At 73.0% G+C, this 15831-nt stretch carries 17 protein-coding genes and 1 riboswitch; of the genes, 11 read left to right on the top strand and 6 right to left on the bottom strand.

The window, feature by feature from the left end; genetic code table 11:
• Window positions 1-3: 3 nt before the first annotated feature.
• The 4 genes from ACFYPA_RS36275 to ACFYPA_RS36260 all read right to left on the bottom strand — a co-directional run bounded on the left by ACFYPA_RS36275 (window position 4) and on the right by ACFYPA_RS36260 (window position 4540).
• Complete coding sequence (locus tag ACFYPA_RS36275; RefSeq protein WP_389136849.1) at window positions 4-1545, bottom strand: cobyric acid synthase; 1542 nt, start codon at window positions 1543-1545, stop codon at window positions 4-6.
• Window positions 1542-2570 (bottom strand): cobalamin biosynthesis protein, encoded by a 1029-nt coding sequence (locus tag ACFYPA_RS36270; protein WP_389136846.1) that lies wholly within the window; start codon window positions 2568-2570, stop codon window positions 1542-1544. Before ACFYPA_RS36270 ends, ACFYPA_RS36275 begins: the two co-directional genes overlap by 4 nt.
• Before the next feature lie 134 nt (window positions 2571-2704).
• Window positions 2705-2836, bottom strand: a riboswitch (cobalamin riboswitch).
• 173 nt (window positions 2837-3009) lie between these two features.
• Window positions 3010-3255, bottom strand: coding sequence for a hypothetical protein (locus tag ACFYPA_RS36265; protein ID WP_359084956.1), 246 nt, complete (start codon window positions 3253-3255; stop codon window positions 3010-3012).
• A 22-nt stretch (window positions 3256-3277) separates the two neighbouring features.
• Complete coding sequence (locus tag ACFYPA_RS36260) at window positions 3278-4540, bottom strand: inorganic phosphate transporter (RefSeq protein WP_359084955.1); 1263 nt, start codon at window positions 4538-4540, stop codon at window positions 3278-3280.
• Window positions 4541-4776: 236 nt separating this feature from the next.
• Here ACFYPA_RS36260 and ACFYPA_RS36255 point away from each other — a divergent pair, with 236 nt between their 5' ends.
• From ACFYPA_RS36255 to ACFYPA_RS36245, 3 genes are all read left to right on the top strand, one after another.
• Window positions 4777-5436, top strand: coding sequence for a class II aldolase/adducin family protein (locus ACFYPA_RS36255; RefSeq protein WP_359316057.1), 660 nt, complete (start codon window positions 4777-4779; stop codon window positions 5434-5436).
• Window positions 5437-5663: 227 nt separating this feature from the next.
• Window positions 5664-6791, top strand: coding sequence for a hypothetical protein (locus ACFYPA_RS36250; protein ID WP_359084953.1), 1128 nt, complete (start codon window positions 5664-5666; stop codon window positions 6789-6791).
• A gap of 185 nt (window positions 6792-6976) precedes the next feature.
• Window positions 6977-8287, top strand: coding sequence for a hypothetical protein (locus tag ACFYPA_RS36245; protein WP_359316136.1), 1311 nt, complete (start codon window positions 6977-6979; stop codon window positions 8285-8287).
• Window positions 8288-8412: 125 nt separating this feature from the next.
• On the opposite strand, the gene ACFYPA_RS36240 is transcribed toward ACFYPA_RS36245, so the two are convergent.
• A complete protein-coding gene (locus tag ACFYPA_RS36240; protein ID WP_359084952.1) occupies window positions 8413-8826 on the bottom strand; it encodes a VOC family protein in 414 nt (137 codons plus the stop codon).
• A 421-nt stretch (window positions 8827-9247) separates the two neighbouring features.
• Here ACFYPA_RS36240 and ACFYPA_RS36235 point away from each other — a divergent pair, with 421 nt between their 5' ends.
• The 3 genes from ACFYPA_RS36235 to ACFYPA_RS36225 all read left to right on the top strand — a co-directional run bounded on the left by ACFYPA_RS36235 (window position 9248) and on the right by ACFYPA_RS36225 (window position 12421).
• Entirely contained in the window at window positions 9248-10846 is a 1599-nt protein-coding gene (locus ACFYPA_RS36235) for an ABC-F family ATP-binding cassette domain-containing protein (protein ID WP_219572420.1), read from the top strand.
• Between the two features lie 414 nt (window positions 10847-11260).
• Entirely contained in the window at window positions 11261-11482 is a 222-nt protein-coding gene (locus ACFYPA_RS36230; protein WP_018518904.1) for a helix-turn-helix domain-containing protein, read from the top strand.
• 147 nt (window positions 11483-11629) lie between these two features.
• Complete coding sequence (locus ACFYPA_RS36225) at window positions 11630-12421, top strand: enoyl-CoA hydratase/isomerase family protein (RefSeq protein WP_359084949.1); 792 nt, start codon at window positions 11630-11632, stop codon at window positions 12419-12421.
• 49 nt (window positions 12422-12470) lie between these two features.
• On the opposite strand, the gene ACFYPA_RS36220 is transcribed toward ACFYPA_RS36225, so the two are convergent.
• Window positions 12471-13193, bottom strand: coding sequence for a hypothetical protein (locus tag ACFYPA_RS36220; protein WP_359084947.1), 723 nt, complete (start codon window positions 13191-13193; stop codon window positions 12471-12473).
• Between the two features lie 294 nt (window positions 13194-13487).
• On the opposite strand from ACFYPA_RS36220, the gene ACFYPA_RS36215 reads away from it, so the two are divergent.
• Genes ACFYPA_RS36215 through amaP form a run of 5 tightly spaced genes read left to right on the top strand, consistent with a single transcriptional unit; the run spans window position 13488 to window position 15819 of the window.
• Window positions 13488-13985 carry an Asp23/Gls24 family envelope stress response protein gene (locus ACFYPA_RS36215; RefSeq protein ID WP_389136841.1) on the top strand — a complete coding sequence of 166 codons (498 nt, stop codon included), beginning with the start codon at window positions 13488-13490 and terminating at the stop codon, window positions 13983-13985.
• A 31-nt stretch (window positions 13986-14016) separates the two neighbouring features.
• A complete protein-coding gene (locus ACFYPA_RS36210) occupies window positions 14017-14208 on the top strand; it encodes a hypothetical protein (protein WP_136330255.1) in 192 nt (63 codons plus the stop codon).
• A 5-nt stretch (window positions 14209-14213) separates the two neighbouring features.
• Window positions 14214-14567, top strand: a complete 354-nt coding sequence (locus ACFYPA_RS36205; protein WP_359085028.1) for a hypothetical protein — start codon at window positions 14214-14216, stop codon at window positions 14565-14567.
• The gene (locus ACFYPA_RS36200) at window positions 14564-15235 is read left to right on the top strand and encodes a DUF6286 domain-containing protein (RefSeq protein WP_359084942.1); all 672 of its coding nucleotides are present in this window, start codon (window positions 14564-14566) and stop codon (window positions 15233-15235) included. The genes ACFYPA_RS36205 and ACFYPA_RS36200 overlap by 4 nt, the downstream gene beginning before the upstream one ends.
• Window positions 15232-15819 (top strand): alkaline shock response membrane anchor protein AmaP, encoded by a 588-nt coding sequence (gene amaP / locus ACFYPA_RS36195; RefSeq protein ID WP_389136837.1) that lies wholly within the window; start codon window positions 15232-15234, stop codon window positions 15817-15819. Before ACFYPA_RS36200 ends, amaP begins: the two co-directional genes overlap by 4 nt.
• Window positions 15820-15831 lie beyond the last annotated feature (12 nt).

Here is a 15831-nt window from a genome sequence, read left to right as displayed (position 1 = left end):
CGTTCATGCGCGTGCTCCAGGTGCTCCGGGGGCGATGAAGGGAAGTCCTGCCGGTGCGCCCGACTCGATGAGTCGCCACAGCGCATCGGTGTCCGCGTGTTCTTCGATCAGGTCGCCGAGGCGGTCGAGCTGTTCCTCCCGCAGGCCGGCGAAACAGGTGTCGGGGGCGGGCACGAAACGGCGGCCGGCAGCGCTCGCGACCTCGGTCAGGAAGCGGCGGCGGAAGACGTCGCTCTCCAGTGAGCCGTGCCAGTGGGTGCCCCACACGGCGCCGGTGCGGCAGCCGTCGAGGCGCTCGCCCCGCCCGTCGGTGAGGAACGGCTCGCCGCCGCGCACGTCGGCGACGCCGTGGTGGATCTCGTACCCCTCGACCGGGGCGCCGAGCGCCTCGCCGACCGGCCGGGCGAGGGTCTTCTCCCGGTCGAACCGGATGCGGACGGGCAGCAGTCCGAGCCCCTCGACCGTCCCCGCGCGCGACTCCACGTCGTCCTCGATGCGTTCGCCGAGGATCTGGTAGCCGCCGCAGATGCCGAGGACCGGACGGCCCTCGGCGGCGCGTCGCAGCAGGGCGTCGGCGAGACCGCGCTCGCGCAGCCAGGCGAGCGCCTTCACGGTGCCGCGGGTGCCGGGCACGATGACGAGGTCGGCGTCGTGGAGTTCCTCGGCGCGGTCCACGAACCGTACGACGACGCCCGGTTCGGCGGCCAGCGCGTCCACGTCGGTGAAGTTGGACATCAGCGGCACGGCGCACACGGCGATGCGCAGGATGTCCTCGCCGTGCGGCGGTGCGAGCACCGACTCGCGTACGGTGCCGCGCAGCGAGACCCGCAGACCGTCCTCCTCGTCGATGCCGAGGCCGTGGGCGAACGGCAGCACCCCGTACGTCGGACGTCCCGTCAGGTCCCGCAGCATGTCCAGGCCGGGCTCCAGCAGCGACACGTCGCCGCGGAACTTGTTGACCAGATAGCCGGCGATCAGCGCCTGGTCCTCGGCCGAGAGCAGCGCCGTCGTACCGAAGAACGAGGCGAAGACCCCGCCGCGGTCGATGTCGCCGACGACCACCACCGGGAAGCGCGCCGCCCGTGCGATGCCCATGTTCACGATGTCCGTGCGCCGCAGATTGATCTCGGCCGGGCTGCCCGCCCCCTCGCAGATCACGGCGTCATACGTGCCCCGAAGCTGCTCCAGGCAGTCCACGACGGTGGACAGGAGCGACTCCTGCCGGCCGCCGTGGTAGCCGCGTGCGCTCATCTCGCCGACCGGACGCCCCATCAGGACGACCTGGCTGGAGCGGTCGCTGCCGGGCTTGAGCAGCACCGGATTCATCAGGGCGGTCGGCTCCACCCGGGCTGCCTGGGCCTGCATGGCCTGGGCGCGGCCGATCTCGGCGCCCTCACGGGTGACGAAGGAGTTGAGTGACATGTTCTGCGCCTTGAACGGCGCGACCTTCACGCCCCGGCGCACCAGCCAGCGGCAGATGCCCGCCGTGACGACGCTCTTGCCCGCGTCCGAGGTGGTCCCGGCGACCAGCAGTCCGCCGCTCATGTCGGTCTCCGTCCTGAGATTCGAGGTGCCGCGGTACGAAGTGCTGTGACGGGGGCGCTCGGAGAGCGTGCTCCCGCGATCCGTCGTGCCGCCGACCCCGCGCCCAGCCGGGCCGCGACGCTCACGCCGAGGGCCAGCGCACTGACCCGGCGCGACAGCCGTACGGCCCGTTCGATGTCCTCGGGCTCCACCGCGCGGCCCGTCTCCCCGTTGAGTACGGGGCGGTGCTCGACCCGGCCGCCGTAGGCGAGCGTCCCGCCGAGCCGCACGCCGAGCGCCCCCGCGAAGGAGGCCTCCACCGGGCCCGCGTTGGGGCTCGGGTGCTGGGCCGCGTCCGCCCGCCAGGCCCGGACGGCGCCCCGTGGCCGCCCCCCGGCGGCCACGGCGAGCAGGGCCGTCAGCCGGGCGCCCGGCCAGCCCGCGAGGTCGTCGAGGCGGGCCGAGGCCCAGCCGTAACGCCGGTAGCGGGGCGACTTGTGACCGACCATCGCGTCGAGCGTGTTGGCGGCCCGGAACCCGACGAGTCCGGGCACCCCGCCCAGCGCACCCCACACCAGGGCGCCGACCACGGCGTCCGAGGTGTTCTCGGCGACGGACTCCACGACGGCGCGCGCGATCTGCGGGCCGTCCAGGAACTGCGGGTCGCGGCCGCACAGACGCGGCAGCCGCTCCCGGGCCAGTTCGAGGTCCCCGGCGGTCAGGGCGGCGCCGATCGACCGGGCCTCTCGGCCCAGCGACGTCCCGCCGACGACGGACCAGGTGGCGGCCGCGGTCAGGGCGACGGACGCGGCAGGGTGGCGGCGCAGTGCACGGGCGGCCAGCGCGGCACCCCCGGCGGCGCCTCCGGCGCAGACCAGGGTGTGGAGTGCGCCCCACCCGCGGTGGTCGCGCCACAGACGGCGTTCGACGTCTGCCGCGGCCCGCCCGAAGGCGGCGACCGGGTGCCCCCTGCGGGGGTCACCGAGCAGCAGATCGCCGATCAGACCGGCCGTGGCGCCGTACGCGAAGATGCGATCGGCACGCACGGTTCAGCCGGCCGTTGCGCCTCGAAGGACCTGGGGACCTGTGGTGAGTTGCACAGGGACGGACGCACGGCAGCCGGGCATGGCGATATGTCCTCACTCAGGGTCCGCGCCCTGGTTCGACGTGACGGCGACGAGAGTCTCCTGGCTTCCGGATCCGCAGTTCCCCCGGCCTTCCAGTCCGCTTGCGTGGACCGTGACTTCCGTGGTGGGGGACTGCTCCCCGGTGACAGTGGCGGGACCGCGCCGGATTCGCACCGGCTTCCTCTGCTGTCGCCGTAATGGCTCCGGCAGTCCACCACGCCCCGCGAACACCCGTCAACTCGCCGTTGACCTGCGGCGGCGCAGTGTGCTGAGACGCACATCGGGCCGGACGCGCACGAGGTGCGTCCGGCCCGATGCGGGTGGGAGTGGTGGGGCTCAGAGGCTGTCGGGTGACCTCTCAGGCGACGATCAGATAGATGCCGTAGGCCACGGCCGCGGCGCACAGCCCGAAGCAGACGTACGCGCCGGCCCGGGCCGCCATGAGCGAACCGCCCGCCGCACCGCCCGCGGACTCGCCCTGCGCGGCCGGTTCCGGCTGTTTGGAGAGGCCGACGATGCCGAGGGTGAAGAGGCCCACGAGCGCGATGGTGGCGACGAGGGAGACGCCGAAGACGGTGCCGAGGGCTGCCCAGTCGATGTGCATGATCTGTCCTTACCGAAGGCTCTTAGACCGTGGCGGGTCGGGCCGGGTCGGCGACCGGCCCGGCGGGGGCCGGGATGGTGGCCATGAGGTCGTGGGTCCGGGCCGCCGCGGTGGGCGGCGGGCTGACGGCCGCGATGGCGGTGGTGACGACGCCCGCGGGCTCGGCGTCCTCACCGGCAGGGGCGACGTCCCCGTGCCCGACGGGCTTGCGGCGGGACAGCACCCAGATCGCAGCGGAGCCCGCGATCAACAGCGCCGCGACGACCACGACACCCCAGGTGCCCTGCTTGGTGAGGAACTCCGCGCCCGCACCGACCAGCCCGGCGGCCGGCAGGGTCAGGCCCCAGGCGACGAACATCCGGGTGGCGGTGGACCAGCGGACCACGCCGCCCTTGCGGCCGAGTCCCGCGCCCATGACGGCACCGGAGCACGACTGGGTGGTGGAGAGGGAGAAGCCGAGGTGCGAGGAGGCCAGGATGACGGTGGCCGCACTGGTCTGGGCGGCGAAGCCCTGCGGGGGCTTCAGCTCGGTCAGGCCGCTGCCCATGGTGCGGATGATGCGCCAGCCGCCCAGGTAGGTGCCGAGTGCGATGGCGAGACCGGCGCACACGATGACCCAGACCGGCGGGTTGGAGCCGGGGGAGAGGACGCCGCCGGTGACCAGGGCGAGCGTGATGATGCCCATGGTCTTCTGCGCGTCGTTGGTGCCGTGCGCGAGCGACACGAGCCCGGCCGAGGCGATCTGGCCGGCGCGGTACCCCTTCGCGGTGGCCTTCTCCTGGGCGCCGCCCGTGACCTTCCCGCCGATGCGGTACGTCAGCTTGGTGGCCAGGAGCGCGGCGATCCCGGCGACGACCGGTGCGGCGACCGCGGGGAGCAGCACCTTGGTGACGACGGTGCCGCCGTCGACCGACGACCAGCCCGCGGACATCACCGCGGCGCCTATCAGGCCGCCGAACAGTGCGTGGGAGGAGCTGGACGGCAGGCCGACCAGCCAGGTCAGCAGATTCCAGAGGATGGCGCCGACGAGCGCCGCGAAGATGACCTCGGTTCTGAGCCCGTCTTCGTTGATGATCCCGCCGGAGATCGTCTTGGCGACCTCCACCGACAGGAACGCGCCTACGAGGTTGAGAACGGCGGACATGGCCACCGCTGTCTTGGGTTTGAGTGCGCCGGTCGAGATGGTGGTGGCCATCGCGTTGGCGGTGTCGTGGAAACCGTTCGTGAAATCGAACACTAGAGCTGTCACGATCACAATCGCGAGCAGCAGCGTGATGTGTTCCATTTACCCAGGCAATCGTTCGACGTCAGTGGCACGTGGACCGTAGGCAATCTGAGTGAACGGAAGATGAACTGGGCAGGGCGTTGCGGTGACCCCAACCGGAGTGCCGTCGCCCTTTTCGTCCGCCGGGTGACAGCGGGATTTCGGCACGGGCCGGTGTGGGCCCGGAATCCTGGGTTCGGGCGGGCCTTCGCGGGACGGGCGACGGTGGGTCGCTCATCCGTTGAAAGGATCTTCGTATGAGCAGTGAGTGGCGCGAATCGATCGGACAAGCCTGGGATGCGGTCGTCGCCACCGCCCGCAGGACGGCTGTCGAGGGTCTGGTCGTGGGGACGTCGGGCAACGTGTCGGCCCGGGTCGGCGGGACGGTGCTGGTCACCCCGAGCGGAGTGCCGTACGGCCGGCTCCGTCCCGAGGACCTCACCGGAGTCGATCTGGAGGGAAACCAGGTCCTCGGCACCTTGGCTCCCACCAGCGAACTCCCGCTCCATCTCGCGGTGTACCGGAACACCGACGCGGCCGCCGTCGTGCACACCCACGCGGTGCACGCCACCGCCGTCTCCACGCTGGTCGCCGAGGTGCCGTCGGTCCACTACGCCGCCGCGATGCTGGGCGGCCCCGTCCGGGTCGCCGCCTATGCCCGCTACGGCACGGACGAGCTGGCCGAAAACATGCTCGCGGCCCTGCGTGACCGCAGCGGCTGCCTGCTGGGCAACCACGGCACGGTCACCTACGGCGCCGACCTCGACCAGGCGTACGACCGCACCGCCCAGCTCGAATGGCTGTGCCGCCTCTGGCTCACCGCGAGCTCCGTACCCGGCCGCACCCCGGCCCTGCTCACGCCGGAGCAGCTGAGTGAGGTCGGGGAAGCGCTGAAGGGCTACGGGCAGCCCCACTGAAGGCAGCCTCGCGGCCATCGGGACCGGTGAGGGCCGCGCCCCGGGCCCCGCGCGGAGCCGGGGAGCCGGCCGGACGCGGGCGCCCGCGCAACCCTGGTCCGGCACCACCCGGAACCGGTGTGAAACCTGAGGTCGCCAGGCCGCCCCCGAGCCCCTCCCGCCCCGGCCGACTCACCGGACGGCCCCGCCCACTGGCCGTAAGCGGCCGGGACCACGACACTGAAGCCGTGCGCCCCGCTACAGCAACGGCAGCTGCCGTCACCACCGTCCTGGGCGTCGGCGCGGCAGCGGTCGCGGCCGGCCGGTACGCCGGCGACGTCGCCCTCAAGACGCCGTCCGGACGCCCCCTCCCCGCCGACCGCAGACTGACCGTGCATGCGACGGCCGCCGGGCAGGTCACCCTGACCCGGTCCTTCACCTCGCTACGGCCAGGCACCTACGGGCTGGTGGGTGACGGTGTCCACGCAGTCGTGGGGCCGGTGATCGACCAGGCCCACCAGGCCGCCGACACCGTCGTACGCCGACTGGAACGCGTGAACCACGGCATCCTGCGCCCCGGAGCCAAGGTCCGCATCACGCCGGAGCTCCACAGCGGCGACCCGGGCACGGCTCTCGGCCTCGAGTTCCGCGAGGTGGCGATCCCCGCCGAGCTCGGCAGCCTGCCCGCCTGGTTCGTGCCGGGCCCCCGTGACACCTGGGTCATCACCGTGCACGGCCTCGGCACCACCCGGGAACACCCGCTCAACGTGACGGGCTTCCTGCACGGGCAGCAGCTGCCGGTGCTCGACCTCGCCTACCGCGGCGACCCCGAAGCCCCCCGCTCCCCGGACGGGCTCACCCACCTCGGCGAGTCCGAGTGGCGGGACGTGGACGCGGCCATCCGCTTCGCCGTCCGCTACGGCGCCGAGAAGGTGATCCTGCACGGCTGGTCCACCGGCGCGTCGATGGCTCTGCACGCCTGCGTCAACTCCGCGTTGAGAGACCGCATCAGCGGCCTCGTCCTCGACTCGCCGGTGCTGGACTGGGCCGCCACCCTGCGCGCCCTGGCCGCCGCCCGCGGCGTCCCGGCCGCCCTGCTGCCCCTCGCCGTCCGCGCCGCCCAGGGGAAGACCGGACTCCATGGCGCCCGGCTCCTGGACACCTCGCTTCCCGCGACCCTGCACGCCCCGACGCTGATCTTCCACGGGCCCGACGACACCCTGGCCCCCTGGCAGCCGGCCCGGGAGCTCGCCGCCCGCCGCCCCGACCTGGTCGCCCTGCACGCCGTGCCCCAGGCTCCGCATGCGGCGATGTGGAACGCCGACCCGGCCCGCTACGAAGAGACACTGCGCCGCTTCCTCACGCCCCTGATGTGAGGTGATGTGCCGCTTCGGCCGGTTGGTCCCGGCCGGCGAGGCACATCACCGACACCGGTGATCCAGGTTCCGTTTGGGCTTTCGGGCCGTCAGAGGCAAGACTGCTCCCCGTGACGTCCCGTACCCCGCGCGACTCCAGGCTGCGACTTGTCCGCCCGCGACCCCTCGCCACCGCTCGCAAGGCCGTGACCACGCGGCGCGCCAGGCCGGCGCCCCGCCCGCCCGAGGGCACCCCGCCCCGGGCGGAACTGGCCCGCCAGGCCAGGAACGCCCTCGATGACGCCGTACGGATCGCCCGCTGGGCGGCCGACGGCGCGAGCCCCGGCACGCCCCCGCTGGCCGCCCGGGCCCTGGAACGGGCCGCCGCGGCGCTGGAGTTGTCCCCGGCGCAGGTGCGCTCCGGCTGGGACCGGGCCCGGCTCGCCGGCCTCGTGGAACTGCATGGCGAGACAGCCCGGCCGGGCTGGCGGCTGCGTGCCTGGGACCGCGACGACTCCGCCGTGCTCCGCGGCTGGGTGGCGCTGTTCGACGCCTGGTCGCTCGTCCACCCCGCACCCCGCGACATCGAGTCCACCGCGGTCGCCGAAGCCGTCGAGGCCGTGCCGCAGGTGCTCTCCCTCCTCCAGCTCTCGGCGGGCCCGGTCACGGTGCCCGCCCTCCTCGACCTGCTCGGCCAGCGGGTGGCGGAACTGCACGAGGAGCGCTGCGAGGTGCCGTACGGGCCCCAGTCGCTGCCCGCCCCCACCGCCGTGGCGCCCGCCGCGCACCCCGCCGCACTGGTCGCCCTCCTGCTGGACTGGGCCCTGGAAGGACTGGCCGCCGTCGGTGCGCTCACCCTCGGCGCCGGGACCGCCACCCTGACCCCGCTCGGCAACTGGGCGGTCTGGGTCAAGCTGGAGCAGATCTGCGTCGCCGCGCAGAGCCCGGCCGGGAACATCGAGCAGTCCGCCGCAGACATGCTGCTCGGCTGCGCCCGCCTCACCCCCGGACCGGCCCGCGCCGAATACCGCGCCTGGCTGGCCGCCCGCCCCGTCGGCAGCGCCGTCGCCGAACTCCTCGGCGTGGCCCGCGGTGAGGACGCCCTGCTGCGCGGGCTCGCCTTCGAGGCGCTCCGCGTCGTCGGCGCACCGGCCGAGCCCGAGGTGCGCTCCGTCGTCGCCGACCCGACGCTGCGCCCTTACGCGCTGCTCTGGCTCGCGGAGTACGAGGGGACCGACCCCGAGGACGCCCAGGAAGTCCTCAGCCGGGAGGAGGCCACCTGGCTCTGGGTCGACACCGCGGCGGCCGTGGCCGACCACGGAGAGACGGGACTGCTGGTCCGCCACCTCGACTCGGCCGTGCAGGGCACCGTCCCGGCACTCCTGGACGAGGTACGGGCCGTCGGCCACCCCCGCACCGTGCAGGTCCTGGTGGCCCTGGCGGCGGCGCACCCCGACCCCGCGCTCGCCAAAGCGGTCCGCAAGGCGGCGTTCCAGGTGCACACCGGCGGAGCCTGAACCGGCGCGGCGCACGCCGCCCCGGGCCCTGCCCTCGGCCCGGGGCGGCGCTGGCACCGCGCCGCCGGGACCGCGGCCCCGTCGCACCGGCGGCCGGTACCGGGTGTCCGGTGGCCGCGCCCGCCTCAGCCCGTCGATCCGGGGGCGTACGTCCCGAAGCTCCACACGTTGCCCTCCGCGTCCCGCGCCATGTAGTCCCGGGAGCCGTAGTCCTGGTCGGTGGGCGGCATGAGGATCTCCACCCCGTATTCCACGGCCCGCGCGTGGTGGTCGTCCACCTCGTCGACCACCACGTAGACACCGGCCGGCCCCGCTCCCCGCATGACCTGGGCGAAGACGCCCTCACGGCCCTTGGAGCCCAGCATCACCCTGCCGTTGCCGCAGGAGAGCTCCGCGTGCATCACCGTGCCGTCCTCGCCCTCGTACACCGCCTCCTCGGTGAAACCGAGGCCCTGGGTCAGTGTCCTGATCGCGGCCTTCGCGTCGTCGTACAGAAGCGTCGGATAGATCGTCGGAACGCCTGCCGTCGTGTCTGTCATCGGGCTCATTCCCTTCTCGCGCCGGACCGGGCCCGTGCGACCCGTGTGTGATCTGTGTCTCAGTCTTCCACCGGGCACTGACAACGCCCTGCGCGACGCCGGCCCGCGGCGCCCGTGCGGGTCAGTGGAAGGTGCCGCGGGTCCGGCGGAGGCCGTCGCGGGTCAGCGGAACGTGTCGCGGGCGGCCGGGTCGCCGCCGCGGAAGCCGCTGGTGCGCCACCGCTGACGCCGTGCGGCCGAACCGGGCCGTGCGTCGAGGACTCTCGGTGACCGCCGTGGGAGCAGGCGGCAAAGTGGTTGGACACCGCCAGTAGACTGGTTCTCATGGCAATTCTCCTTATGCGTGTGCGTGAGTAACGGCGTCGAGTCGTGAATCGCTAGTCGTTCCTCCGCCGTCCATACCGCTCTGGAGTTTTTCCCCGTGATCACCGCTTCCGGCATCGAGCTGCGCGCCGGCGCCCGCATGCTCATCGAGTCCGCCTCCTTCCGCATCGCCAAGGGCGACCGCATCGGCCTGGTCGGCCGCAACGGGGCGGGCAAGACCACCCTCACCAAGTGCCTCGCGGGCGAGGGCACCCCCGCGGCCGGCACCATCACCCGCTCCGGCGAGGTGGGCTATCTCCCGCAGGACCCGCGCACCGGCGACCTCGACGTGCTCGCCCGGGACCGCATCCTGTCCGCCCGCGGCCTCGACGAGATCCTGCGCAAGATGCGGGAGAACGAGGAGCGGATGGCGAACGGCAAGGGCGCCACCCGCGAGAAGGCGATGAAGAAGTACGAGCGCCTGGAGACGGAGTTCCTCACCAAGGGCGGATACGCGGCCGAGGCCGAGGCGGCCACCATCGCCGCGGCCCTCAGCCTGCCCGACCGGGTGCTCGCCCAGCCGCTCCACACGCTCTCCGGCGGTCAGCGCCGCCGTGTCGAACTGGCCCGGATCCTCTTCTCGGACGCCGACACCCTGCTCCTCGACGAGCCCACCAACCACCTGGACGCGGACTCGATCGTCTGGCTGCGTGACTACCTCAAGAGCTACCGCGGCGGCTTCATCGTGATCTCCCACGATGTCGAGCTGGTCGAGACGGTCGTCAACAAGGTCTTCTACCTCGACGCCAACCGCTCGCAGATCGACGTCTACAACATGGGCTGGAAGCTCTACCAGCAGCAGCGCGAGGCCGACGAGAAGCGCCGCAAGCGCGAGCGGCAGAACGCCGAGAAGAAGGCCGCGACCCTCAACGCCCAGGCCGACAAGATGCGCGCCAAGGCCACCAAGACCGTGGCTGCGCAGAACATGGCCAAGCGCGCCGACCGCCTGCTCTCCGGCCTGGAGGCCGTCCGGGTCTCCGACAAGGTCGCCAAGCTGCGCTTCCCCGACCCCTCGCCGTGCGGCAAGACCCCGCTGATGGCCGAGGGCCTCTCCAAGTCCTACGGGTCGCTGGAGATCTTCACCGACGTCGACCTCGCGATCGACAAGGGCTCCCGCGTCGTCATCCTCGGCCTCAACGGCGCGGGCAAGACCACCCTGCTCCGGCTGCTCGGCGGCGCGGAGAAGCCGGACACCGGCGACATCATCGAGGGGCACGGGCTGAAGCTCGGCTACTACGCCCAGGAGCACGAGACCCTCGACCCGAACCGCACGGTCCTGGAGAACATGCGCTCGGCGGCGCCGGACCTCGACCTCGTCGCGGTCCGCAAGACGCTCGGCTCGTTCCTCTTCTCCGGGGACGACGTGGACAAGCCCGCCGGGGTGCTCTCCGGCGGCGAGAAGACCCGGCTCGCCCTGGCGACGCTGGTGGTCTCCTCCGCCAACGTGCTCCTGCTCGACGAGCCCACGAACAACCTCGACCCGGCCAGCCGCGAGGAGATCCTCGGCGCGCTGCGCACGTACAAGGGCGCGGTCGTCCTCGTCACGCACGACGAGGGCGCGGTCGAGGCGCTCCAGCCCGAGCGCATCATCCTGCTGCCCGACGGCGTCGAGGACCTGTGGGGTGCGGACTACCGGGACCTGGTCTCGCTGGCCTGACCCGGTCCGGGTGCGTGCCGGGGCCCGTTCCCGGCCGCCGCCCCAAGCCGCCGGCCTCCGCGGGGCGGCCGGATTCCGGCCGCCCCGTCCCGCTGATCCACTCGCACTGGATCATTCGGCCTACGCGTGATCCATCATCTGTGTGAGGGCGTCTCGTACCCCGGCGCGGCCCCCGACAGATACCTGCCGGGTGCACGCATGAACCGCCTCCCGCGCCTTACGGCCCTGACCTGGCAGTTCCTTCCGCGATCCGGTCCCCGCGCCTGCGGAGCCCTGCGGAATGCGTGATTCCGATCGTGTCCGCTCCCCGTGAGGCGCCGATCCGCTTGCACGGACCTTGCCGAATGGGTGGCCAGGACGGCGCCGAGGGGTGATCATGAGAGTCCAGAGCGCACTTCCCACGAGGAGGCACGGGTGGCCGAGACTCTGAAGAAGGGCAGCCGGGTAACCGGCGCCGCGCGCGACAAGCTCGCGGCAGACCTGAAGAAGAAGTACGACTCCGGTGCGAGCATCCGGGCGTTGGCCGAAGAAACCGGCCGCTCCTACGGATTCGTCCACCGGATGCTCAGCGAGTCCGGCGTGACGCTGCGGGGACGTGGCGGAGCGACACGAGGCAAGAAGGCCGCGACGGCCTGACGGTCGCGGATCGGGAGAGGTCCCAGGACCCCTCCCGGGGCTCACCGGTTTCGAGGTGACCACCCGGTCGATCGTGCGGTCGATCGGGTGGTTACTGTTCAGTCACTTAGCTCCATGTGCTGACTGAACCCGATCCGGAGGCGCTCCATGACCTCGCTCGACACTGTGCTCGACAAGGACGGCGTACGACTCACCGTCGACGGCGCGGTTGCCACGGTGACCCTCACCAACCCGGCCAAGCGCAACGCTCAGTCCCCCGCTCTGTGGCGGGCGTTGACGGAGGCCGGTCGGGCCCTGCCCGGCAGTGTGCGGGTCGTCGTGCTGCGCGGCGAAGGTGTGTCCTTCTCCGCCGGCCTCGACCGCCAGGCTTTCACCCCCGAAGGGTTCGACGGTGAGCCGTCGTTCCTCGACATGGGGCGAGGCCCGGAGGCCGAGCTCGACGCGACCATCGCCGAGTACCAGGAGGCGTTCACCTGGTGGCGCCGCAACGACATCGTGTCGATCGCGGCTGTCCAGGGGCATGCCATCGGCGCCGGCTTCCAGCTCGCCCTCGCCTGCGATCTGCGGATCGTCGCCCAGGACGTGAAGTTCGCCATGCGCGAGACCAGCCTCGGACTGGTCCCCGACCTCACCGGCACGCACCCCCTGGTGCACCTGGTGGGGTATGCGCGCGCGCTCGAGATCTGCGCCACCGGCCGCTTCGTCTTCGCCGACGAGGCGGAGCGCACCGGCCTGGCCAACCTCGTCGTGCCCGCCGCGGAGCTCGAAGGGGCCGCCCGCGACCTCGCCGGCGCCCTCGTCGCCGCCCCGCGCGACGCCGTCATCGAGACCAAGGCCCTGCTCGCCGGCGCCGTCTCCCGTACGTACGAGGAGCAGCGCGCCGCCGAGCGCGCCGCGCAGGGCCGTCGGCTGCGTGACCTCTCGGGTACGGCCGACTGACACCGCCCCGCCACCGGGCCCCGGGCGCGGGCCGGGGCCCGGAGCCGTCTCAACCGGCCGGTGGGGCCTGTGCCCCCGGCCCCTCCGTCACCGCTGTGACCAGTACCGCGACCGACGGATGCCCGTCCACGGCCCGGGTCACCGCCACGCGCACCGCGCGGGCCACGTCCAGCGCCCGGTGACCGCCCTCCGCCGCCAGCTCGACCCGGACATGATCCGCCCCCGCGTGCACGGGCGTGCCCAGCACGCGCGTCAACGTGGCGACCCCCGTCACTCCAGCGGCCGCACGGCCTGCCGCGTTCTCCGGCTGCGCCGGGCGCACCTCGGGGGCGGGGGGCGGTTCGGCTTCCTCCGGCATGGTGTCCAGCAACTCCGTCACCTGGAGGTCCAGCTCGGTGACCACCAGCCCGAGCCGCTGAGCGGCAGCCGTCAACAGGGCCGCACGCAACGTCGCGGCGGCGGCGGGCAGGGGCTGGTGCGCCGTCGCGGCCATGGTCGCCTCGATCCGCAGCGGCCCCGGCGGCAGTGCGCTCGGGGGCGGTGGCACCTGCGGGGCGGGCGCGGCCTCCGCGTCGGCCACGGCGATCCGCAGATCCAGCAGCACAGGGCCCGGGCCGCCCACCGCCCGGCGCAGCACCGAGGCGGCGGCCCGTTCCGAGATCCAGGCCCCGTCCGCCGGACCGCCCAGCGGGAGAAGCCGGCCCAGCCCGAGCCGTTGCCGAACCGCGGCCGTCCATCCTTGGGCCCTCTGGGAGCCGTCAGCCGTCGTCATCGCTCCACCCTGCCGCATCCACCACGCGAGAGCGGGCAAGCACACCCACGGTCTCACCCCCGATTGCCGGCGGCGTCGCGGTGTCCGGAACCACCGTCTCCGGCGTTGTCGTCGGTCGTGATGGTCCCCGAGCTCTCGCCTCCGCTCGGGCAGGGGAGGCCCCACCCGCCATCGCTCCTTCCTCCGCCGTGGATCCTGCGGCCCCGGACACCGCTCCTTCTCCCGCTGGCGATCGCGGGGGAGGCCGTTAATGTGAGCGAGGAAGTCCAACTTGCCCCGAAGGGAAGAACGGCGATGACCGAGACCCCACAGCGGAACCGGCCCGAGAACCCCGACAAGGACGCGACCGGCGGCGACAGCAGGAGCAGCAGCTCGCTGACCAAGCGCGGCGGGGGAGACCCCGCCACGCGCGGCCGTACGACGATCGCGGACGGGGTGGTCGAGAAGATCGCCGGAATGGCGGCACGCGACGTGGTCGGCGTGCACGCGATGGGCAGCGGTCTCTCACGGACGTTCGGCGCGGTCCGCGACCGGGTCCCCGGCGGTTCCGAGTCCGTCACCCGGGGCGTGAAGGCCGAGGTCGGCGAGTCCCAGACGGCCCTCGACCTGGAGATCGTCGTGGACTACGGCGTGTCGATCGCCGATGTCGCCCGCGATGTACGGGAGAACGTTGTCGCGGCGGTCGAGCGCATGACGGGGCTCGAGGTCATCGAAGTCAACATCGCGGTGAGCGACGTGAAGCTGCCCGACGAGGACGACGACGAGGACCAGTCCGAGCCACGTGTCCAGTAGTCCTCCCGCCACAGGTAGTTGAGGAGCGCAGATGAGCATGGCTGTGGTCGGCATGGTGGCCGGCATGGCGCTCGGGTTCGCCGGGTACTTCGGCGGATTCGGAGCCTTCCTGCTGGTGGCCGCCCTGGGAGCGATCGGCTTCATCGCCGGCCGCTTCCTCGACGGTGACCTGGAGCCCGGCGACTTCTTCCGGAGTCGCGATCGCGGCGACCGACGGCGGTGACGGCGATGTCGGGGGCGGGCGGCCGGGTCGCGGCCGCAGAGCGCGGGGAGACCCGGATCGCCGACCGGGTCGTCGCGAAGATCGCCGCGCAGGCGGCGAAGGAGGCGGTCGACGAGCCCGCGAAGGACGCCGCGTCGCCGCGGGCCACGGTCACGGTGCACCGTGACACCGCCCGCGTACGGGTGACGCTCGAGCTCGGATATCCCAGCGACATCGGGCGCCAGTGCGGCGCGGTGCGTCGCCGGGTCGCCGAACGGGTAGAGGCGTTGGCAGGGATGGAGGTGCCCGAAGTGGCCGTACAGGTCGAGCGCCTGCACCCCTCCGGAGCGAGCCTCGCGGCGCAGGGGAGGATCCGATGACCGAGCCCCAGGGGCCGGAGAACGGAACGAAGCACGAGGCGGAACACGGTGACGTGCTCGCCCTCGACCAGTCGGCGTCGTCCGCGGCCTACGACCCGGTCCCGGAAGAGGACCGGAGCGGGGGCGGAGCGAGCCGCTTCTGGTCCGCCCGCCGCGTCCCCGCGGGCATCGTCGCCCTCGTGGTGCTCGGCGCCGCCGGGCTGCTCCTCTACGACGTGGCGGCGGTCCGCGCCGACCATCCGGCGATGCAGTGGCGCCGCTCGCTGGCCGACGAACTGGCCACGCGCCGGCTGGACGACGTCTGGGTACTGACCGGCGCCTCGGTCGCGGCGGCGGTCGGTCTGTGGCTGCTCGTCCTCGCGCTCACGCCCGGACTGCGTGATCTGCTGTCGATGCGCCAGGGCCGCCCGGGCGTCCGGGCGGCACTCGACCGGACCGCGGCGGCCATGGTCCTGCGCGACCGGGCCGTGGAAGTCCCCGGTGTGCAGACGGTCCGGGTGCGGATGGGCCGCGGCAAGGTGGGGGTGCGGGCCGTCTCGCACTTCCGTGAACTCGACGACGTGCGGGCCGACCTGGACACCGCGCTCTCCACCGGCATCAGGGAGCTGGGACTGGCCAGGCAACCGAGCCTGTCCGTCCATGTCCGCCGTCCGGCGAAGAAGGGGTGAGCGGCGTGATCGGGACCGTCAACCGGGTACTGCTCGGCCTGGCCGGACTGGTGCTGGTCTGCGTGGGCGGCGGGGTGCTGGCCGCGGCGCTCGGCCTCTCCGTACCGTCCTGGTGGCCCTGGTACGGCAAGCACGACGTCCTGCTCAGCGACGCGGACCGCGACCGTTGGCGCTCCGAGGGCTGGTGGTGGCCGGTCGTGATCGCGGTCCTCGCGATCCTGGTGGTGCTCGCCCTGTGGTGGCTGCTGGCACAGTTCCGCCGCGCCCGCCTCGCCGAAGTCCTGGTGGACAGCGGCGACGGCGAGGGCGCGCTGCTGCGCGGCCGTGCCCTGGAGGGCGTGCTCGCGGACGAGGCCGGCGCCCTGGACGGAGTGGCCCGCGCCCAAGCCGTCCTGATCGGCAAGCGCAGCGCTCCGCAGGCCAGGATCCGGCTGCTGATGGAGCCGCACGCCGCACCCGACGAGGCACTGGGCCGGCTCTCCGACGAGGCGCTGGCCCATGCCCGGGACTCGGCGGGCCTGACCGAGCTGCCCGCCGAGGTGCGGCTGAAGGCGGTCAAGCACCGGGCGGAACGGGTGAGCTGACGGGCCGTGCGC

The organism is Streptomyces sp. NPDC005775 (assembly GCF_042871565.1).
In the GTDB taxonomy this organism is placed as follows: Bacteria; Actinomycetota; Actinomycetes; order Streptomycetales; family Streptomycetaceae; genus Streptomyces.
Note: the sequence above shows the minus strand (reverse complement) of the source record. Positions and strands in the feature narration are given on the sequence as shown.